At 43.4% G+C, this 22909-nt stretch carries 14 protein-coding genes; 3 read left to right on the forward strand and 11 right to left on the reverse strand.

The features are described 5' to 3' along the window. Window positions 1-24: 24 nt before the first annotated feature. Genes AYR53_RS00800 through AYR53_RS00810 form a run of 3 tightly spaced genes read right to left on the reverse strand, consistent with a single transcriptional unit; the run spans window position 25 to window position 9445 of the window. On the reverse strand, window positions 25-594 hold the full coding sequence (locus AYR53_RS00800; protein ID WP_024855672.1) for a recombinase family protein: 570 nt from the start codon (window positions 592-594) through the stop codon (window positions 25-27). Between the two features lie 54 nt (window positions 595-648). Continuing rightward, on the reverse strand, window positions 649-5154 hold the full coding sequence (locus AYR53_RS00805; protein ID WP_068279895.1) for a beta strand repeat-containing protein: 4506 nt from the start codon (window positions 5152-5154) through the stop codon (window positions 649-651). After that, window positions 5132-9445, reverse strand: coding sequence for a beta strand repeat-containing protein (locus AYR53_RS00810; protein WP_068279892.1), 4314 nt, complete (start codon window positions 9443-9445; stop codon window positions 5132-5134). The genes AYR53_RS00805 and AYR53_RS00810 overlap by 23 nt, the downstream gene beginning before the upstream one ends. Before the next feature lie 1486 nt (window positions 9446-10931). On the opposite strand from AYR53_RS00810, the gene AYR53_RS00815 reads away from it, so the two are divergent. Next, window positions 10932-12290, forward strand: a complete 1359-nt coding sequence (locus AYR53_RS00815; protein WP_056973869.1) for an IS4 family transposase — start codon at window positions 10932-10934, stop codon at window positions 12288-12290. A gap of 242 nt (window positions 12291-12532) precedes the next feature. Here AYR53_RS00815 and AYR53_RS00820 read toward each other — a convergent pair whose 3' ends face one another. From AYR53_RS00820 to AYR53_RS13235, 3 genes are all read right to left on the reverse strand, one after another. After that, window positions 12533-13249 carry an SDR family oxidoreductase gene (locus AYR53_RS00820; RefSeq protein ID WP_068279888.1) on the reverse strand — a complete coding sequence of 239 codons (717 nt, stop codon included), beginning with the start codon at window positions 13247-13249 and terminating at the stop codon, window positions 12533-12535. 27 nt (window positions 13250-13276) lie between these two features. Next, window positions 13277-13819 (reverse strand): GNAT family N-acetyltransferase, encoded by a 543-nt coding sequence (locus AYR53_RS00825; RefSeq protein WP_068279885.1) that lies wholly within the window; start codon window positions 13817-13819, stop codon window positions 13277-13279. Between the two features lie 328 nt (window positions 13820-14147). Next, a complete protein-coding gene (locus AYR53_RS13235) occupies window positions 14148-14897 on the reverse strand; it encodes a matrixin family metalloprotease (protein ID WP_068279882.1) in 750 nt (249 codons plus the stop codon). Window positions 14898-15403: 506 nt separating this feature from the next. Between AYR53_RS13235 and AYR53_RS00835 the strand changes: the two genes are divergently transcribed. Next, entirely contained in the window at window positions 15404-15982 is a 579-nt protein-coding gene (locus AYR53_RS00835; protein ID WP_068279880.1) for a sugar O-acetyltransferase, read from the forward strand. Between the two features lie 302 nt (window positions 15983-16284). Here AYR53_RS00835 and AYR53_RS00840 read toward each other — a convergent pair whose 3' ends face one another. The 4 genes from AYR53_RS00840 to AYR53_RS00855 all read right to left on the reverse strand — a co-directional run bounded on the left by AYR53_RS00840 (window position 16285) and on the right by AYR53_RS00855 (window position 21467). After that, on the reverse strand, window positions 16285-17106 hold the full coding sequence (locus AYR53_RS00840) for a glycosyltransferase family 8 protein (protein ID WP_068279878.1): 822 nt from the start codon (window positions 17104-17106) through the stop codon (window positions 16285-16287). Window positions 17107-17556: 450 nt separating this feature from the next. After that, entirely contained in the window at window positions 17557-18150 is a 594-nt protein-coding gene (locus AYR53_RS00845) for a hypothetical protein (RefSeq protein WP_068279876.1), read from the reverse strand. 181 nt (window positions 18151-18331) lie between these two features. Beyond that, on the reverse strand, window positions 18332-18949 hold the full coding sequence (locus AYR53_RS00850; RefSeq protein WP_068279875.1) for a nuclear transport factor 2 family protein: 618 nt from the start codon (window positions 18947-18949) through the stop codon (window positions 18332-18334). Window positions 18950-19130: 181 nt separating this feature from the next. Further along, complete coding sequence (locus AYR53_RS00855; protein WP_068279873.1) at window positions 19131-21467, reverse strand: ABC transporter ATP-binding protein/permease; 2337 nt, start codon at window positions 21465-21467, stop codon at window positions 19131-19133. A gap of 364 nt (window positions 21468-21831) precedes the next feature. Between AYR53_RS00855 and AYR53_RS00860 the strand changes: the two genes are divergently transcribed. Then, a complete protein-coding gene (locus tag AYR53_RS00860; RefSeq protein ID WP_068279871.1) occupies window positions 21832-22293 on the forward strand; it encodes a MarR family winged helix-turn-helix transcriptional regulator in 462 nt (153 codons plus the stop codon). A 132-nt stretch (window positions 22294-22425) separates the two neighbouring features. Here the strand turns inward: AYR53_RS00860 and AYR53_RS00865 are convergent, their stop codons facing one another. Then, a complete protein-coding gene (locus AYR53_RS00865) occupies window positions 22426-22767 on the reverse strand; it encodes a metal-sulfur cluster assembly factor (RefSeq protein WP_068279868.1) in 342 nt (113 codons plus the stop codon). Between the last annotated feature and the right edge of the window lie 142 nt (window positions 22768-22909).

A 22909-nucleotide genomic window follows, 5' to 3' on the forward strand; every position in this document is an offset into this window, starting at 1 on the left:
CCTTTTGGTATGGTGTAAACAGTTTTAAAATATATTGTTTTTAACTAATTTAAATCGTCGCTGTTGCGTGCGTTTACTAATCCCCGTCTTTCGTTCAATCATTTTATAGGTCATGCCTTGTTTTCGTAACTCGTAGGCAAATCTGATTTGTTCCTCAGAATACGTTTTCGGTCGCCCTTCCCGAAACAACGGATCATGTTGCTTGGCATACACTTTACCTTCTTGTGTGCGCGTGACAATCATATCGCGTTCAAACTGCGCAAAGGCGCTAAATATTGTAAAGACTAGTTGTCCAGTCGGCGTATTGTCAATTAAGCCCATATTCAAAATGTTAACTTTGACATTTTCTTTAAACAACTCTTGGATAATGGCTAAGGCCTCGCGTGTGTTCCGCGCAAACCGATCCAACTTAGTGACAATCAAAGTATCGCCTGTTTTTAGAACGCGCAACAGTTTTTGAAACTCCGGTCGTTCGGTAGTTGTGCCGGTAAACTTTTCTTGAAAGATTTTTTCTGCTCCTGCCAATTTTAGTAACTCAATTTGATTTGCTAATTTTTGATCAGTGGTACTGACCCGCGCATAGCCATATTTCATCTTTTTATCTCCTTGCTTATGTCATTAAGTAATGACACGGTTCTAACCCTTTAATTATACAGTATCAAAAAAGAGGCCACAACTGTTCAAATTAACCACGTACGTCCCTTTATCAGTTGGAACACCATCAGCATCTACCGCGCCAGTGTAAGCACTTGTCGTCCCATCAGCGTTCTTAACCACGAAACTGAAGTCCTTATTGGTTAAATCAGCTGGTATTTTGACATCTGTGCCGCCCTTAACGGTAAAGCTTGGCGTTGCATCGCCGTACGTGATACCTTGATTATTGGTTGATACTTCTGTTGCTGTATCACCTGGTGTCGTTGCTGCTGGGGTAATTGTGAAGCGACCGGCTACCGGAATAATCGCGTAATTGGCGTTGTCACCAACCGTTACGGTTTCAAAGTAACTACCAACGTTTTCGCCAGCTTCACGGCCAACTCCGTAATCCAAACCAGTATCGGTCCCAACTAATTGACTCTTATCGTAATCGGCTGTTAACGTTGAATCCTTGGTGCCGTAAACTTTATTCTGGCTATCAGCCGTCACTTTAATTTGTTTTTGCGCAACTGTGATTGTGCCATCAGTAAATGAATCAATGGTGTAATTCGGATTAACGCCCGCAAGTTTGTCAATTCCACTCTGATTCAATTTAACTGCGTAAGTGCCAGCAGCTAAATATTTACCATCATTAGTGTATTTTGGATTGATAATATCGAAATCTGCGTTCGTTAAACCAGCACCAGTTGTCGTGAGATCCTTACCAACCGTCAAACTAAAGGCTGGTGTTGTATCACCATAGGTGATCTTTTCGCTATTCGTTGTTACAGAGGCATCTTCATTACCCGTCGTTGACGCTGGGGTAATTGTGAAGCGACCGGCTACCGGAATAATCGCGTAATTGGCGTTGTCACCAACCGTTACGGTTTCAAAGTAACTACCAACGTTTTCGCCAGCTTCACGGCCAACTGCGTAGTGTAATTGATCGTTGCTACCAACCAATTGGCTATGATCATAGTTGGAAGTTAGCGTTGGATCTTTAGTGCCATAAACCTTGGTATCATTACTGGCCGTGACCGTAATCTGTTTCGGTCTAACCACTAATGTACCCGTAACATCTGTAAAGGTGAAGTCTGGATTTGCAGTTCGTAACGCTTCAAGACCAGCAGCATTAAGTTGAACGTCATAACTACCTGCGTTCAGATACGATTTGCCGTCGTCACCAGTCGTGTATGTTCCGTTAAGGACATCAACATCGTCCGCAGTTAACGTCACTGTCTTCAAGCCGTCAGTCGTGTCAACATCAAGTTGATACGTTGGTGTGTCGCCAAAGGTGCTTTCAGCATCTTTAATGCTAACTTTGCTGTAAGTAACGGTTTCAGCATTGCTAGCCGTTTGCGTTGCATCGCTAGTAACGGTAATCGTTTTGCTACTTTGCTTATAAGCGTAGCCAGCCTGATCATTTCGTGTAATCACGACAACATCATCCGCCGCAAGATCTGGTAAAGCATCGCCGTAAGTGCCGGTTAGCTTTTCACCGCCGTTAACGGTATACGTAAACGTATTGTTGGTGGCAGTGTTGCCTTTTGCAGAAACAACTACTTGGGTAACAATGAAATACGGATTAAACGTTGTTGAACCACCTAAACTGGCGGTAGCGGTATTATCATCGGATACTTTCAAGTAACTAGGGCCAAGCTCATCAGTTGTCATAACCCCAGAACTGTTGCCTAGCGGAAGATAGCTAACACTACCATCTGCGGCGATAACTTTAATCATTGAATCGACTGGTGGCGTAACGGATCCCTTTGGCGCAACGTAAGTGATCTTATCAGTTGCAGGATCATAACTAACTGTGCCGGGACCAATATCCGTGTAACTGCCATCAGCATTAGCAACATAGTAATCCGTGTTTAAAGTGTAAGCCTGCATTGTATAGTAAATTGTGATGATCGGAACACCATCACTAGCCGCGAATGTGCCTGACAATGTTGGCAACTTAGCGCTGTCCAAAGTAAACAGGGTAATGTGATTGATCACATCCGTGCTGAGATCACCGGAAGCAGTCATCCCAGCTACAAAATCAAGATCAATGTTAGTTGCAGGATCAGCAATCGTATACGTGCCATCCGTAACCCCATTAAGCGTTCCCGTTCCAATAACCATTCCAGTATTGGTTTCAACAAAGTTAACACTTATTTGTTGTTGATTAGCAGTATAAGCAACGTTAGCCGTATTGGCCGCTTCGTCAGTTCCAACTGTAATGGCAGTCGTATCCGCTGTAGCAGTGTAGCCGGCCTGGTCATCAGGTGTAATCGTAACGGTATCGCCAAAATGAATGCCAGTTAACGCGGTGCCGTAAGTTCCTGAAAGTTTATCCGCACCACCATTGATGGTGTATGTGAAATTAGTATCCGCCTTATTGCCGGTTGCCTTAACCAAAACTGGTTCTTCATTGGCCGTGTAAATAACTGTCAAATCAGCAACCGTTGGAACTGCATTCAAGCTTGTACTTGGTACACCGTCAACAATCGACAGTGGTAAATAGGCCGTTCCATCGGCGTTAGTGCTAAGCGCCTTTCCGTTAATTGTGGCTGTGTAGCCCGCAATCATTGGAACTTCTGTCACTGTAGCGTTCCGTAAAGTGTAGAGCACATCACCAGTATCTGGATTGGAAGTAATTTGATACGTCAACGTCCGTTGAGCAGGACTGCTAGGCGTTTGGTCACCGGCACCCTGATATTTAATTCCTTGAGTAATCGATTCATACCCGGTACCAACGGTCAAGTTAGCTGTTGTCACAGTAATGCTATAGTTTCGGTTAACACTGTCTGTAGGATCATACGTTGCTGTGACCGTCTTTGAACCAGGATAAGTTAAGCCCGTACTCAGATCGTAATGAAGTGTCTCCCCATCAACGACACCATCAAATGACACCGTTGGATTATGCACTTGGCCATCATAGGCAAATTTGCCACCAGTTACAGTAATTGTGGCTGGTGCCTGACTAATCTTGTAATCGGCCGTATCGGTGGTAATATCACCTAAATCGAAGTTGGCGAAGGCTTTCTGAATAGCTGCAACCCCAGCTTCGGTTAACTGAATCTGATAAGCGCCAGCATCAACTAAATTATCCGCGACAGGTTGCTTGACAGTCGTGTAGTCATCGGCAGTCAATGTAATGTCCGCCGGAGCTGTTATTTTACCGTCTTTGATACCAGTAATACTAACCGTTGGTGCAGCAATCGCCGTGCCGTCATAAGTCTTGCCCGTGGCGTTAATTTGAATCGCTGCTGTGGCTGGCGCAATTGTGTACGTGCCAGCTGGAGCAGTGGCTAAATTCGATAAGTCATAATTGCCATTAACGGTCTGCATTTTAGAAATTCCTGCGGGGCTCAGGGTAATTGCATAGGTCCCAACACCAGTTAAATCTTTGGAACCAGTAATTGGTGTATAAACAAAATCAGTACTCGTTATGTCAGTCGACCAATTAAGCACCGTTTCCACACCATTAACGGTGATATAAACGTGCGAATACGCAGTAATTGGGTCGCCATCGTAAGTTTTATTGCCATCTTCAATTCTAATGGCGCTGGAGTTAACTACTGCTTGCGTGATCGTTAATTTGGCAGTATTCACCGAAATATCATAATTACGGTTAACTGAGCCATCAACATCGTAGGTCGCCGTAACGTCTTCCTCACCAACATCCGTTAAACCAGTTGTTAAATCATAACTCAGCCCTTCATCACCAACTAATTTTGAAACGGTTGCTGTTGGCAAATGTAACTGACCATCATAAATAAAACTACCACCAGTAACAGTAATCGTTGCGGGAGCCTTTGCGATCGTGTAAGTAGCTGTCAATTTGCTTAAATCATTCAGCGTGTAATTACTATTAGCCGCCGTGATTTTGTCAATCCCAGTTTTTGTGAGGGTAACTGTATACTCGCCCGCACCCTTGAAGTCACTGGTACCACTAATTGAAGTTGTCGTGTAATCGGCCGTAGTTAACGTCACTGCAACCGGTGTATTAATCGTTGGAACAGCAGCAATCGTGCCATCATAAGTTTTACCAGCATTAGTCAGGCTGACCGTCTTTGCAGCAGGATTAATGGTATAAGTTCCCGTTAAATCCGCCAGGCCAGTAAACGCCATATTTGGATTATCATTCTCAATCTTAGTAATGCCGGCCGTAGTCAATTTAATCGTGTAAGTCCCCGCGTTGGTTAAGGCAGTATCTGTTCCAGTAATTGTATAGTCACCAGTAGTAAGTGTCACTTGCGTTGGTGTCAGCGAAGTTGTGGTGCCAGCGTTAACTGCTACTGAAACAGTTGGAACGTCACTAATTGCCTGACCGTCATAAGTTTTATTGCCCGGATTAATGGTCACCGTCCCGGTAGCCTGTTGAATCGTCAGTGTACCAGCACTTTGTGTGATTGTATAATTTGGATTGGCATTCGTCAGCGCAGCCAAAGCAGCCGCGGTTAAATTAATCTTATAAGTCCCCGCGGCAGCCGTTGTTGGGTCGATTGTATTACCGGACGCATCCAAAGTCACTATTGCTTAACGTTCCCGTTGTTGGCATTACTGCACCAGTGACGACCGTCTTCAAGCCATCATTGCGCTTAATGCTTGCGGTATAGCTGGGCACAGTTCCATTAACAGTCATTGATTGGTTTGCCGAGCTAACGGTTGCTGGCGCCGCACTAATAGTGAATTCATTTGTATTCAAACCACTATAATTGTAGTTAGCGTCTGTAATCGTACTCGTAATAGGATAATTACCAATGTCTTCACCACTTGCACGTGTGGCCGTGAAGCCAAGATCAGCCAGGGTATCACCAGTTGCTAAAGGCGTTGCGTTTGCATTGAACTCAAGGGTAGGATCTTTGGTCCCATACACTTTCTTTACTGTAGCAACAGTTGCAGTAAGGAGTAATGGCTTCTTTGTAATCTTGTAGTCACCATTAGTTGTCGTAAACGTGTAATTGCCCGCTGTCGTTAAAGCAGCTAATTTAGCTTGACCTTGCGCACTTAACTGAATTGTATAATCTCCAGCATTACGCGTGGCTGTTGTCGTTGCACCATTTTGAGCGTACTCAAAGTCACCCGCCACCCAATCAATTGTTGGCAGTGTTGTTCCTTTATCCGCTCGACTCAATGTAACAGTTGGCGTGTAGCTGATATTGGTACCATCATAAATTTTTGAACTAGTAGAAATGCCAACATCAACTGCCGCAGCGGTAATCGCCACCGATCCAGTTGCATCAGTATTCGTCAATGTATAATTCTTAACAGCAGTTTGAACGGCAGTTAAACCAGCGGCAGTTAAACTATAATTATAAGTACCAACGTTCGCACCATCCGTACTAAACGTAACATCGTCACTAGTCAGCGCAACTTTAACAGTTGAACCACCGTTATCACCGTCACCAGCCTTAACTGCGACCGTAGCAAATAAACCAGTCTCATCACTTGCTTTGGTCGTGCCATCGTAAGCGAAACTTGGTGTGCTTAATGTTGCCGTTGCGTTGGCTGCCGTAATTGTATACGTGCCTAGATACACGGGCGTAATTGCAAAATTTTTGGCAGCTGCCAACTTGGCTAAACCTGCATCACTAAAATTAATTGTGTAGGTCCCAACATTTGTAGGATTAGCAACCGTTGTCCCATTCAATGAGTATGTGAAATCAGCGGCCGTCCAGGCGGGTATCTGATCAAGTGTATTGGTACCTTCATTAGGCGCTAATGTGCCGTTGTCAGTTCGTGCAAAAGCGACACTTGGTACGTAGTCAGAAACAGCCGTGCCATCATAAACTTTTGTCGCTGTATCATCTGACGTAATGGTTGCAGTGACTGGTGCGGCAGTGATCCTGTAATCACCTGAGTTAACACTCAAAAAATTATACTGTGGGTTCGCCGCCTTAAGATTTGCCAGATCTTTATTGTCAATAATAATAGCATCAGGGTAATTCCCAGCATCAGCCGATTCATAATAAATAGTCCTGTTTGTCACGCCAGAAGCATCTATATTGCTGTCCAATGCATTACCCTTTGAATCGGTGAGAACAAACGTTAAATTTTTATAATCATTCTGTTCACTAGTAGCACCACTATCTGTGCCATCAAGCCCGTCATAAACTCTGGTTCCGGAAACCTTTGCCGTCACATTAGTTTTGTAGGTCAGCGTAATCGAAGTGATCGGAGTCCCATCGGCAGTCGTTGCGATGACATTACCATCTGCATCAAGGGTAAACGAAACTGCTGCTGCAGAAGCATTAACTGCATCCGTAGCGCCTAATGTGTAGCCGTCAATAGCTACAGCAGTGGATGCATTCGTCGTTAAATTATCCACGTCACCATAATTGCCGGTGAACGTGGTGGTACCGGTTTTAATTGTATTGCCAAAATAATCGACGTAATTAACTGTGATTGTCTGTGTTTTTTTAGCGTAAGTTACCGCTAGGCCGTTCACTGTATTATCAGTTCCGATCGTTAAACTAGCCGCACTCACTGAATTGGTGTATCCAGCCAAAGTAATTGGTGCAACCACAATAACATCACCATAGTGAACATTAAGTGCTGAACCGTAAGTGCCAGTTTGGCTTGCTCCACCATTAACGGTGTAATTAAACGTAGTCATATCAGATGTAGCACCAGTCACGCTCACTGTTGCTGTCTGTGCATTAGCTACATAGGTCACGACATCATTTTCATCGTCATAGCCAGATGCCGCCGCAGAAATTGTAGTTTGCGCAACCGCTGCGGCACCATTGATGCTAACCCATGAGGTGTAGCCAGGTATCTGCGTTACGGGAACCGCTGCATATTCATGGACAGATGGATTCGTTGTACCAGCAACAGCCGATTGAATTGCCTGTGGAATAGCGGTAGCACCAGTCGGAACCGTATAACTAACTGTTTGTTTGGCCGCCGTATAAGTAACGGTAATTTCATTTAATTGCGTATTAGTTGTATTAGCAACAGTTATAGGATCAGTGGCCGTACTAAAGGTATACCCGTCGACTTTCTTAGCCTGGTAGGTACCGGAAGTGTCTGTATTATTGGCCGTATCAGTATTAGCACCAGCTCCAAGAGTCGACCCAACGTTAACGGTAATTATGTCATCCTTTGCAATTGAATTTCCATTCTGGTCAACGTAATGAACCGTAACTGGCTCCGTAACCCGCGTACCTGCAAATGATTCAATTGTGGCCGTAATTGTTGCGGTCTTTCCACCGCTAGCACCAAACGCAGCAATTGAACTAGCCTTACTGAGAACTATATTAGACGTAGTGAGTGTTAGTAGCTGCTTAGTTCTGGCGGCATCCGAATACGTTGTATAAAGAAATGTCCCTTTCTCATAGCCTGTTGCAACACCAGTTTGATCAGTACTCGGCGCCCAAATTATAGTGTAATACTCGCCAGCTTTAATGGCGGCCGTCTGACCACTTCCGTCAGTTCCTGATTGACTGGCAGGTTGAACCATCGCCCCATTGGCATCCGTCTGCCGTACCGTTAAAGCATTCCATGGCGTATCACCTTTACTCGGTGTATTGCTGAAATCGCGGCCAATAAAAGTCGTGTTTGCAAGGCCTTCGATCCCAACGTCGGCCTGCCCTTTCGCATAAGTTGACGAGCTATCTAAAGTTCCAGTCGTATCATTAATCCCAGCATTTTGTGGATCAACTGGCTGAAGGATAATCCCTTCACCACCACCGGCATCAGTTGCTGTACTAGTAAAACTGCCTTTAATTGTGAATCCTGAAGTCGTATCAATTTGGTTATTGAAAACGTATGTGCCATTTTGACCAGCACCATTTATCAGCGTTACACTACCGTCCGCATTTACAGTATTAGTATTAGGAACAGTAGAAAAACTATCCTTCACTTTATCTGGAGTATCGATAGTACTTGTAGCCGCGTCAGAACCAGCTGGATTTTGTCCATTTAAGCTCCCAGTATTCGGTACATCAGGCGCAGTTGTTGCATCCGCCGCCGTCACCGCTACCGGCGTACTCAAATTAGCGGCCGCAACGATTCGTTGTGCCGCACTAGTGTCCGCGCCAACGGGCAAATTAAATTGGGTAGCACCATTTACCGAAGTTGTCACAGTTGTGCCCTTTGGTAATTGTGTTAAAACGGTTGCGCTGGTTTGCGTGGTTGCTGCGCTACTAGCCGTGGCCACAGAGTCCCCATTGGTGGCAGACTGCGAGCTCAAACTTGAAGTAGCTGCTTTTGACGCTACAGAATTACTAGCGGAACTAGTTGCTGCAGATGTGGCGCTTACTGTATTAGCTGAACTTACAGTATTGTCCGTTGTCACAGCTGAGCTTGCACTGCTGCTTACTGCTGTATTAGCGCTGCTAGCCGCTGCAGTACTTGTTGCCGCTGCCGAACTGTTAGCGGTGCTGGTTGCTGTTGCACTGCTGGCTACTTTAGTGCTGGCGCTACTATTAGCCGCTGAACTTGTTGCAGTGGCTGTACTAGCAGGTGTTGCGCTGCTGGCCGTAGTGCTGGCACTGCTAGTCGTTGTCGTGCTGCTGGCAGCCGATGTTGCAGTTGTCGCCGCACTAGAAGTAGTTTTAGTTGCTGCAGTACTGGTCTTTAATGCGACCGACTGCGCCGTTAATTCACTAGCCGTAGAAGTTGCGGTTTCCGTAGCTTCATCAGCCGAATCTGTGCTGGCCGTAGTTGCGGCCTTAACGTTACCCGTACCAAATAACAGCACCGAACCAAACGTTGCAATCGAAATCCCAGCAAACAACCAATTCTTGCCTGCCTTATACATCTTATAATGTTGTTTAATGTCTCGTTGTGCATTTAATAGTTCTTTTTGTTTACTCAATTATATTTCACCCCACATAAACTAGACCCGTGTTATTAAGTAACAACCCCGTTCTAATTAGTAATAAATCAACTTACATCTGAGAATTAGGTAGATTAATTCCAAAATAATCAATTTACCTAGATACCTTCCATTGTACGCAATTAATTCAAGAATCGCCAACCGCTTTTCAACGTAATTCTTTGTCATTTTTGACTTCTACCATTGTTTCCGGATAACGGTTCTTTTTTTGCCAAATTTTATCCAGTAATTTATAAATGACTGCCTAACTGTTTGTCGCCACGCTCAGAACTACGCTGCGTGACATTTAGGTGCTAAAAATTTGCCCAAAAGTGCGGCACAAAGCCACTTTGTGCCGCAAACGTTAGAAATTTTTTCCAAAGTACCGAATACCTTGACCAAATGGCCTAACTGTAATTTAAGTGAGCCGAACAATTAGCAAAACAGCTAACTGTGGACTATCATCCTCATTACTCATATTTGATTATCAAATTCTTTCCCTGTGACCAATTCTTGTTGTTGATTAGCGCTATGTCCATTCATTAATCACGTTGCCAACCCAATATTAATTGATAACTAGCAAAAATCGGTCAGCTTATGGCCACCGTCGGCAACATAAGTTTAAATAACTCACTATTTTTTAAAATTCATTTTAATCCGGCAAATCCATTTTCAGATAACTGGACCATAAACTTAGCTATTTGGGCACTGCTCAAAGCGTTTGGCCGTTATATTCTAAATAGAAAGGATTTGCCTTTGAATCTATTTGGATTAAAATTTGCTAAAAATAAATTTTCCAAAGTAGTTACTCCCGGATTGGTATTGCCGCTAATGGGTCTATTTTCATAAGAATATGCCAATTCAATCAGTTTTTAACTAATTAGTCAAACCATTCTACTCATTATTTGTAAAGTTTTATTTCAAATCCTAGTTTGCTTATTTTTTCATTAAAAAGTTAAACTTAGTAGCATTAAACTAACTATTCCCCAAAAAATTCCGCCTAATTTTTCAACAGTATTCTCGTTTCACATTAAACAATTAAGAATACACGCCTCCACTCAATATCATTCTGATAATGACCAACTTGACCGCCCACACCTTAGATCACAGGATGGGCGCTTACACGGTCATCCTAGCACAGCCCGACCCTTAATAACATTAGTTAGCTCGGGCATTGCGGATATATTTAGTTCACGCAGAAATTCTGCGGCCGCTTGCTCACTTGTTGGTTTGGATTAACCTAGTCAAAAAACACGTATTTCACCATTAAAAGTTGCCAGTTAGCGCTTTAATCACTTAAGTAAACAATCAAAATCATGCCACCTTCAATAAGTCAGCTAAACTTAATTAAATTCTGAAACTTGAAAGCTAATAATCACGCCAAAGGCGTGTGGTTATTGGCTTTTTTGGCAAAAAAATAAACGCAAGCTCTCCTGCGTTGTATACTTTAGTCGACCAAAACCAAGATACAAAGGAGACTTACGTCATGAATATTATAAGACAAAAAAATACAGAAAACGAGCTTCACAATATTGTTCATCAATTTACTTCCCTCATTGGTCTATCTAAACTCACCAAGTTGGTGAATTATCGCCGGCATTCAGAAATCAGCTTGATGAAGGTCATTGAATGGCTGCTCACGACAAAGTTCCTGGGACGCTCGCTTTATCGAGCCCATGAAACACCTAACTTTACCAGTCGCACCGTCAGAAATAATTTGAACGATGGCCGGATCAATTGGCAACGCTTGATTTGTCAAGTTGGGAGTCATTTAATCAAGCATTTACGACCGTTTATTGACCGCCGGCGGCGGTTAGCATTGATCATTGACGATACACTCTTTTCCCGTGAGTACGCCACCCAAACCGAATTACTAGCGCGAGTCTTTGACCATGACAAACAGTTATATATTAAGGGATACCGGGCTTTAACTTTGGGTTGGAGTGACGCCAATACATTCTTACCGATCAACTTTGCATTAATGTCTTCCAAGAAGCCACAAAACGTCCTTGGAAAATCAGCTAAAACAACCGATCAACGAACAATTGCTGGCCGGAGACGTCGCCAAGCACAGCAAAAAATGAACCTCGTTTCATTGCAACTTGTCAAGCAAGCCCTCGCAAATGGCGTTCTAGCTGACTATGTGTTATTTGATAGCTGGTATAGCTCACCAAAAATGTTCTATGAATTAACCAAGTTGGGATTAAACGGCGTGGGCATGCTTAAACGGTCCAGCAAAATTTACTATCAATATCGCGGACGGCAATATTCAGTTAAAGCATTATACAAGCGACTGCAGGCCTCAAAATATCAACCCAAGCAAGCTTATCAATACAGCTGCTTTGTCGAAGCGCACGTCGGGAACCAAAAATTCAAGCTTCGCTTGGTATTTGTGGCTAATCGGGCCCGTCAAGATGACTACCTAGTACTGGCAACGACTCAGTTAGGCCTTCAGCCACAAGAGATCATTCAACTATACGCCCGAAGATGGCAAATTGAGAATTACTTTAAAGTTGCCAAGCAATACTTGCGGCTCGACAAATCACAAGTTCAAAATTATGACGGGCTTTGTGGCCATTTAGCAATTGTCATGATGACTTATGACCTATTAGCTTGGCAGGAACGGCAAAATCAGGATGATCGCACCATTGGGGATTTATTCTTTATAATGAACGAAGCCATGCCAGATATTGAGTTGTCTCAAGCACTGGTATGGCTTCTAAATTCGTTAAAAACGATTATTAATCATGAAGTTTATGCAAGAAGAGCCCAAATTATTCAGATGATGAATCAGTTCTTCACATTTTTGCCGAAACGGTTAGTTTCGCTGTTAACAGCAAGCTAAATGGTTAAATTAATTAAAATATGCCCTGTGATACCAAGGGATCAGTCTGTCTTCATACTTTCAAGTTTCAGTTAAATTTTTAATTTTAAAATTTAACGGATCAAAAAAGGCAAGCTAGCTTAAAAAAAAGCAAAGACTTGTCTTTAAAAATAAAATTTTATCATTCATTTGAGAACATTTTAAAACTAATTTCTGTAAATATTCAACGATAAAATTGACGTAATTAGTTAACTGACCATTTATTAGCTCACTGAAACGCCACCATCGACGTTGAGCACCTGCCCGGTGATGAATTGATTCTGCATTAGGTACAAGTAGGCGGAGGCCACTTCGGCAATTGTCGCTACTCGCTTTAAAGGTGTTGCCGCCGCGGCCTGTTGCGTTTGTTTTGCCAGTGCTTCTGGTGTCAGTCCCCGCCATAATCCAGTTGGCGTCCAGGTTGGCGCCACGGCGTTAACGCGAATGTTCGGCGCCAACTCTACTGCCAGGCCCGCAACCAAGGTGTTAATCGCCTGATTGCCGATAATCGCCCCTGAAGCGGTCGCCGGGTGCCCGCCAGTCCCAGAAGTTAGCGTAATCGACCCGTTGGCCTTAATGGTTGGTTGGGCGAGCTTAATGAGCTGTAAATTAGTGAAAAATTTGGCCTCGATGGTTTGACGAACCTGATCAACTGAATTAGCCATAAAACCACCGGCCATTGCCCCACCTAACGTGGAAACCAAATGATCATAAGCCTTAAAATTAGCGAAAAAATGAGTTAGCGCTTGTTTGTCAGTTGCGTCAACAACACTTCCCGTTAATTTTGCTGCTGAAAAATCCTTTAACATTGCCTGCAATCGGGCCTGATTTTGGCCAAGTACGTGAACCGTTGCACCCTGAGCCAATGCCTGTTTGGCAACCTCACGGCCAAAACCAGAAGTCCCACCAACCACTAAAATTGTTTGTTTAGTCAAATCCATTCTAATTCGCCTTCCTTATCGTTTTAACTACTTTTGATCATTTTCTGCCGTTTTAAGTGTTTTTTCCATGATAAAGTCCGTCTGTTGGTCCGTTCCTAGCCAAAAAGTGTGCCGGCTCGTGTGAACAAAACCTAACTTTGTGTAAAATTGCTGGGCAATTAAGTTGTGTTCCCAAACGCCCAACCAAATTTTGCTTTTACCCAACTGTTCCGCCACTTCGCAGGCCTGCTGAATAAAACGACTACCCAGGCCGTGGCGTTTAAAGGCCGGGCGCACGTATATTCGCTCAACCTCTAACGTTGTTGCGCCCATATTTTCAGTCTGTGCGCCGCCCTGATTTACTTTCAGGTAACCCGCCAACTGGTGATCAACGTAGGCAAAATAGAATTGCGCTAACGGGGTTGCCAATTCGCGTTTTAATTTCGGCAAATTATACGCGCTGGCTAAATAAGTGGCCAGGTTCTCCGGTGTGTTTTGGGCCTTATAAGTATCCGTGAAGGTTTCTTGACTGAGCTGTTGTAAGGTTTCAATATCAGTCAAATTAATTTTTCTAAGTTTAACTTCTGCCATATCGCTACTCCTCAATTTTAAAAATGGTGAAAGGACGTCTTATACTAAATTTACACGTTACACAAAATGTCTCTAAGTTGTACGTTAAAATTTCATTTGCTAGTGTTGGCCGATCAATTTAGCTTAAACGTGTTTGAAAAACCGCCTTTTTAAACACGTTCATCAAATAAAATACTACTACTATTTCGCCAACATCCCAACGAAATTAGTAGTAGTACGATCACTTATATTTTATTGTCTGAAAATACGTGCCGTAACTATTTTTCAGTACCTTTTAGTAAAACTAATCTTGCCTGGATCTAAAGCCAGCTTCAGCTTTCAAACACGCCTACTCTTTATAAATCTGTTTCAGGCCATTCAAATCGCCCTGGGACAAGGTTGTCACGCCCTGATCCATTGGGTACATCACCGAAGTTTTATCGGTACTATGGGCCAAACCTAGCGCGTGGCCTAACTCATGCAGCGCCACCGCCAACGAGATTGAGGTGGTGTAATTAATATTCAGACTAGCCTGGGCGTGATTGGCGGTGTAAGCACCGTAGCCAACCCGCTGAATAATGCCCGGACCGCCGACGCCTAACTCAATGGTGCCCTGTTCAGCGGCGGACATCACCTTTTTGTAAGTCCCGAAAGCAATTTGATTCTGGCTTTGACTACCCGCTCCGGCAACTAAATTCACCAGTTTCGTTTGATTATAGATAGTCACCGCCTGTTCAAATACCCGCTTCACCGACTGAGGCGTATTCGCGTTAAAATGGTAATAGTACGTGGTGGCCAAAGTTTTCCCCTGAACATTTTCTTCCATCGGTGTGGCCGCCGTACTCTGCGAACTGGCGCTCTGGGAAGTGCCGCTTTGTGCACTACTACTTTGCGCACCACTGCTACTGCTGCTGCTGCTATTAGCAGACGGCTGCTGTTCAACCTCAACCTGCGGCGTGGTTAACGCATCCAGCTTAGGCACAATTCGCTGGCGAACGACCGAAACGACCGTGGTTGGTATATTTTGAAAATCAGTTTTTATGATAAATAGGCCCGCGGTAATCAAAATGACACCGAAAAGCCATCCCTTATGTCTCACATTTTACCTCCTAACTAGAGTGTTTGAAAAAGCGTTCAGGTTCTGAGGATTAGCCTAGATTGACGAATTATCTGTGAAACAGATGATTTGGCGATCGTAGCTAACCGCAGGAACCTGCTTTTTCAAACACGTTTAATTTGAGAGTGCTTGAAAAAGCGTCCAGGTTCTGAGGATTACTGACGATGTCGATCGGACTAAGATGAACCAAAGTCCGAATCGCAGCCTAAAGTGCTAATAGTCTTGATGCTTCAAACTTTTCCATTCAACTATGGCAAAAGCCAAGGAACACAGTTACAAAGTCCGTAACTGCTTGTCGCGGTCACCGCCGAAAGCCGCTTTTTCAAGCACGTTTACACTATAACGCCGTCCAATTCAACCGGCTACTATTTACATCAGAATTTAACCAATTTTTAGCAATCCGGCCACTTGCAAGTTAGCGAATTTTTACCCAAAAATGGTGTTAGACTTAAACCAACAATCATTCTCATTCGGAAATGGAGATCAAAATGGACTTTTTAAAAAAAATGAAATCAGACCAACCCTACGTGGCTCGCTACGCTGATTTACCAGGAGATATTCAAGACAAGGCCAAGCACCTTTGCTGGGGCTATAGTCAGACTGATCCAGTGGCCAAAGTCGAACGGTACGCTATTTTAAGGACGCTGCTGGGAACAGTTGATGAGACCGTCTTTATTGGTACTAATTTTAGCTGCGATTACGGCTTTAACATTCATTTTAACGGCTTTTCCTTCATTAACAATAATTGTACAATTTTGGATTCGTCACCGGTCAACATTGGCGCCAACGTCTTCCTTGCTCCTGGCGTTTGTTTGACTTGCACCGGCCACGCCCTCATTGCCGAACAACGGCGCAACGGCATCATAACCAGCGCACCGATTACGCTTGCAGCGGACGTTTGGCTGGGCGCAAATGTCGTTGTCCGTGGCGGCGTCACCATCGGCCAAGGCAGCATTATTGGCGCTGGCAGCATCGTCACCCACGACATTCCCGCCGGCGTAGTCGCAGTGGGCAATCCCTGCAAAGTGCTCCGCAAAGTAACCGAGGCGGATCGGTTGGCGCTTTAGATTGGCGTTGATCAGTTTCGCCGCTTCTGCTAAGAAGATTCGTAAAGTCCTTAGAATATTCGGTGGTTTTGAAAAATAGTAAAAAATAACGCCGCTTAGAATCAGGGATAATCAATTTCCCGATCTTAAGCAGCGTTATTTTTTAAGCAATTTAAAATTTCTAAATTAAAACAATTACTCAAAGTAGATACTAGTCTTTCAACCAAACACGACCACAGCTAATCCAACAACCATAGTCCGGTTATTGGATTAGCTTATGTTACGCAGTGAACCCAAAACCGACTTTTGTCCCACTTCACTAGCTACTCCAGCACCTGCTGCGTCCGGTAAGCATAGTGTTTATACAGGCCGGCGTAACGATTGTGGTAATCCTTTTTCCACGGCTTATCGCGCCCACAAAAATGGAGGATAACGGTGTTTTTAATCACCCAATCCAGATCCCACTGCCCATTGCTTAATGCATAGTATAGCGGACTGTGGCGGGCGTCAAAATTATAGCGTTCATCCGGAATCTTTTTAATTTGGTGACCGTACAACCCATTTAAGACATCCTGGTCAGGCAAAAGGAGCGCCATTTTATTTTGCTCAATGTAATCAACAATATCGGCCGTTTTTACCTGTGCGCGAATGAGTTGCAAATTAAGCAGCATAATCCCCGAATTATAGTAACTTTCCGCCTCATAATTGCCCAAACGGATTTTATTTAGTGGCTCGGTAACGTTGTTGGTGAGCGCCGAATGACTGGCCGCCGCGTATAAGTGCTTTCCTAAATCTAACTGGTATAGGGCCGCCAAATCATTAATCACCAAGATGTCCACGTCCAAATAAAGAATCCGCGTCAAATCATCGGGTAGGTAACGTTGCGCCAATAGCCGGTAGTAAATAATCTCCGGATAACGATTAGTCACCGGCACATCCTCTAAGAAGGCCTTGCCCAAAACAATCGGGTGGTAGTTTATGCCTAATTTCGCACAAAAAGCCGTTATCTTGGCCGTTTTCTTCAATTTATCCTTTTGCATCACATAAACGTCAAACTGTTGCTTCGGTGTATTAACGTGAATGGAATAAAGCGTCGTCAGTAATTGATCGACCACCTGATTATCAATGGCAAACAGCAAATTCATAACCGCAACCTCCCTGTCTTTGCCTATAGTATAACCTGAATGTCGGCTGACGGAAATGAACAACTGCAATAGATTTAGTAATCGTAATCCAAAAACTTAGGCAATCATTGCTGCTATTCAACTTTCCGTCAAAAAAATAGCAATCCCCGAAAGGATTACTATTTTGTACTATCTATTTACGGCATGATAACTAATTATTGTGTTTTTATTGCAAAACTGGTTTAGGGTACACTTTGAAATTAGTTTAATGCTTACTTTTTCTGACTAATCCCGTGGAAATGTGTTTGAAAAATACTTTTCACTAGTCTCTCTGGCTAGTTTTGTGTAAACGTGGTTGAAAAAGCAGGTTCCTGCGGTTAGCTACGATCGCCAAATCATCTGTTTCACAGATAATTCGTCAATCTAGGCTAATCCTCAGAACCTGGACGCTTTTTCAAACACTCTCCAAATTTACGCCAGTGCCCGTGGTGGATCTAATTGTGGCCCATCACCGCGGCGTGCGAGGATCCAGTCATCGTAGTTCCACATTTCCGACTTCTGCCGGGCAGCGTCGTAATCCCAGTAGCTATCACGTTCGAATTCCAGAACTTCATTATTGGCGCCAAGGCCAACCCAACAGTAGTTGCCCTCACTTTGCAGATCAGCGTACTTCGCCCAAATTATTGGTACGGTAATCGTTTTGCCTGCTGCGTTGACGTAAGATCGTTCTTGCCGCGACGTTTCCATACGTTCAAGGCGTTCACGGTATTTTGGATCGACTTCTTGCCAAACACGTTCAGCCTTGGCCCAGGCCTCTTTTTCGCTAGGCAATTTGCCAGTACCAGGATGAATCAAAGCGTTATAAGTCAACACGTAACCATCGTCGCGGCACAACACCACGACTCTTTCACGTTCAAGTGCCTCTTCTTTCAAATCAGCCGGCTGATAACGGCGTAAATGAATCTTTTCGCCATCGCGGGTAACTATTCGGTCATAAACAAGTTGGTAATCATCCGGAATGGGTAACTCCGAATAAGTACGACCACTAATTTCAAGTGCTGTCATTTGTATGTCCTCCAGTCTTTCTTGCGTCATGTAATTTAGTTTGTGTTTGAAAAATACTGTTATTAGTATTTACCTGACTAATTAAAATTCTGTTTAGCCTCTGGAGTTGGCATTTCAAAATGCTCTTCGACGGTAATTATTTTTCTCATCAAATCAGCCTCCAACTATTTTCTAACGCTTATTATTCGTTTAACCAATCATCAACCTGAGTCATGAATTTGGTAACCGATTCTGGCTGATCCAGGCCAGGTAGATCATCGCTGGCCTTAACACCAAGATCCTTCAAAACAATCGCCAAGTTCTTATAGCTATCACGGGCGCCTGGTACTGGCTTAACATTTTCAGGCGTCACGGGTAACAAAGTATCCCGTTCATAAACTGGCGTCATAGTATAAATCTTCCACTCGCCGGCAACTTTCTTCAATGAATAAACTAACCGAACGTAGATCAGATTATCCATCGTCTTGCCTTGAACAGGCGTCCGGCCAGTCATCGTCGTCACAATCACGGCCATGGCCTTGTCACCATGCAGCCAAACCAACGTTTCGTGAAGCTTGTGGGCCGGTAAAGAATCAGTTTGTGCATCTGGTGAAGGCTTGGATGCTTTCAAAAAGCCTTTAATATCACCCTTGTACCAAGAAATTTCAATCGTTGCGTCATCGGTATAGCACGTCGCCATACCATCCCACAGCCCATAGTCCCGGGCGTAACGCTCGTACTGAACCAGTTCAGTAATTTGTTGCTTAGCAAGCATTTCTTCAATGTTTTTAGTCGTTGGTCGTTGATTTTCAAATGTCATTTTTAAGTCTTCTTTTTTTATTTAGAGTGTCTAAAAAGGCGGTTAGATTCTGAGCATTAGCCTAAATTGACGACTAATTCATGAAATGAATTAGTTGGCGATTGTAGCTAAGCGCAGGAATCTGCCTTTTTAGACACGTTTACACAAATTTAGTAGAATCTAACCGCCTTTTGAGGCACTCTTACTCAGCCCGTAACGCGATTGCCGCATCCTTCTTCGCGGCCATTCGTGCAGGGATGTGGCCACCTAACATCGTCAATACGGTGGAGATGATCACCAATACGATTGCCTGCGTTGGATTCAGCACCGCAACGCCTGACAAGCCAGTCACGTTGGCCAAAATAGCGTTGATTGGGAAAGTTAATAACCAGGCAACAAATATCCCAAAGACCCCTGCGCCAAAGCCCAGAATAAACGTCTCAGCGTCAAAGACACGGGTAATATCTTTCTTCCGGGCACCTAAGGCCTTCAACACGCCAATTTCCTTGGTCCGTTCCAGAACACTGGTGTAAGTAATAATCGCAATCATAATCATTGAAGTCACAAGTGAAATTCCCGCAAACGCGATTAAGACATAGGTAATGGCGTCCATGATACCGCCAGTCATCGTTGAAATCGTACTAGCCAGATCAGTGTAAACAACTTTATTGGCCGTACTCTTGCCCTTGTTGTATTTATCTAAATAGTTCAAGACTTTATCTTTTTGCTTGAATTTAGTTGGGTAAATTTGAATATTAGTGGGTTCGGAGGTGCCACCCAGTGTTGCCAACGTGCTTTCGCGAGTGGCCTTGTCCATGCTTTGCCCGGTCACAACACTATTATTGCTACTCTTTTGGGCGGCAACAATGGCCGAGTTCTTGTTGGCGTCAAGCACCTTTTTAGTTAAATTAGCACTATAAGCAACCCCACTGGCGAGAATGCCGTCTGAATCACTTGATTTCACCCGAATGATTCCCTTAACCGTCAACGTTTGGGTTGCGGCCTTGGTTGCCATCGTCGAATAATCAGTTTCTGGTATAAAATTGCCCGTTGGTAATTTGGTGTAGTAATCATCATTTCCGACCAGCTTAACCGTCGTGCCAACTAAATCTTTATAATTATATTTCTGGCCCTCTTTAACGTTAAAACCAAGGTTCTTCAAGGCATTAATGTTTAACGAATTATCTTTATTGAGGACCAACACGACATCCGTTGCTTTAGTCGGGTAACTACCGGCAACAACTTTATAGTAAGTTTTCAAGAACGACTGCTTGCCGTTTCGATCAACGGGATAAACACTACCGTTAATTCCACTGCCACTACTGCTCATCATGGCACTAGCACCTGAAGCGGCCTTATCTGGATCAGTATTCGAGAAAGTCACCGATTTATATTTTCCGTCAACCTGCCGAATTAAATTCATGCCGGTACCATAACTAATCGCAATATTTTTGGCATCCTTCTTAGGCATCTTGTTCAGGTAATCAAGGTACTGACTCGTAATTTTATTGGTGTGCTGGGCTTTGTCCTGATCGCTCTTTTCAGCCGTAATTGTATTGCCCTTAGCCGTCTTAGTTTTAGTGCTACTATTTGAAGCCATCGCACTAGGATCCGTACTAACTTGTGAAATTGTAACCGGCATTGTCGATAGCGCGTCACTTTGCGTTTGATCAACTTGCTTTTGGAAGCCATTTGATAGTGCCAGGACAACCGCAATCCCGATAATCCCAATACTTGACGCAAAAACCGTCAGGAAAGTTCGCCCTTTCTTAGTTCGGATATTAGTATAGGAAAGTTTCATGGCCGTCCAGTAACTCATTTTGGTGTTGTTTAACGAAAAATCATCCTGGGCCGCTTCACCTTCAAATGCATTAGAATCATCCTGAATTTGGCCATCCGCAAAATTAATAATTCGATCAGCGTACTGATGCGCCAAATCCGGGTTATGCGTGACCATAATCACTAGCCGGTCCTTACTCAAATCACGAATGAGCTGCATAATTTCTTCGCTTGTTTCCGAATCTAGAGCCCCAGTTGGTTCATCGGCCAGCAGTATTTCGGGATTGTTCGCAATCGCCCGCGCAATCGCCACCCGCTGCATTTGACCACCAGAAAGCTGGTTAGGTTGCTTATGAATCTGATCCTTTAAACCAACGCGAACCAAGGCTTCGGTTGCCATCTGCCATTTTTTTGCGGCCGGCACCCCACTTAAGGTCATCCCCATTTCAACATTTTCCATAATTGAAAGGTGTGAAATCAGGTTATAAGATTGGAAAATAAAACCTACAGAATTATTTCGGTAAGCGTCCCAATCAGAATCCTTAAAATTTTTAGTTGATTTTCCCTTTATTAACAGATCGCCAGAGTCATATCGATCAAGGCCACCGATAATATTCAACATGGTCGTTTTCCCCGACCCACTCGGCCCTAGAATTGCGACAAATTCTTGCTGCCGAAACTGAACTGAAACATCATTCTGCGCTTTCGTGACGGTATCCCCAACATGATAAACTTTGTTGATATGGCTTAGTTTTAACACTGACGTGTCCTCCTCAGTTCTTAATGTCTATTTTGCGTAACCGCAAAATCCTATTTTCGGATGATATCCATTCTCCTAACGCGAACTCCGCGTACTCGAAACATGGCCCTCCTCAGTTCTTAATGTCTATTTTACGTAACCGCAAAATCCTATTTTCGGATGATGTCCATTCTCCTAACGCGAACTCCGCGTCCTGGAAACCTGCTCCTCCTCAGTTCTTAATGTCTATTTTAGACGGTGCATAAAATCTTATTTACTGGAACTGAAATATTTATCATTTGACAAGTATTAACTATAATGACATAATTCATAATTGTCAACTATTACAAATGATTAAATTTAAATTGAGCCTTGGGAGGTTACCATGGAAAAAAATTCCAATAACAGCGAATTGTTTGGGCAGTTATTTATGACTCTCACACAGGCAATTACAAAAAGTCATTCCCTAGAAGAATTCGGACTAACTCGCTTACAAGCAATCACATTGCGAAATGTTTATAAACGCCCTGGCACCACCATGACGGAGCTGGCAAAAACCATTGGCATCACACGTCCTCAATTGACGCGAATTATTGGCACCTTAGAAGAACGCGGCCTGCTTCAACGCCAACATAATGAAGAAAATCGTCGTGTTGTCAATGTTTATCGAACCGAAAAGGGAAAGGCTGTTGTAAAAGAACACATGCAACTCATCCAGGGGCGAATCCAAGAACGGATCAATACCTTAAGTTCTAGCGATCGCAAAGACTTAAGTGTTCATTTACAGGAAACAATTCGCTTAATGGCAAAAGCCAAAATTCTTGAATTGGATTCGATCGATAACTAAGTCGTGTTTGGAAAATACCTTTACTAGCCATTTACCTGACCAATTTAGTGTAAACGTACTTAAATAAGCATTCCTGGGCTGTTAGTTAAATTCTAACAACTCAAGAATGCTTATTTTTTGTCCATCTAAACCTTACCGTGGACTAATTCCCAGCGAAATTCTGCCAAAGCGACTAATCCGATTCATTTTCCAGGTTGGCGCCCAAACGATTTCAACTTCGACGTCCTTAATTTCTTCAATTTCAACCAACGCCGCCTTAATTTCATTTGGAACGGAATCAATGCAGCCACAGCCCATTTCGGTAAAAGTGAGCACAACTCTACTGCTACCAGCATCGTCCAATTCAATTTCATAAATCAGGCCTAAATTATAAATATCTAAACCAATTTCCGGATCATATATATTTTGAAGTTTCGCGATTATTTGGTCACTAATCGTTGCCGCCCGCTCATTTATTTTAATATCATCACGCATCTTATCGAATCCTTTCCGTACTGCAAATATGTTGTATGTGTATTTTCACATTAAAAACTCATTTTTTCAAGAACCTTTTCTAATTTTGCCTTATCTTTTACTAAAATAATTCAAAATTAAATTCCTTTTAGGCTTTGATTCT

Source organism: Loigolactobacillus backii (assembly GCF_001663675.1).
Taxonomy (GTDB): Bacteria; Bacillota; Bacilli; order Lactobacillales; family Lactobacillaceae; genus Loigolactobacillus; species Loigolactobacillus backii.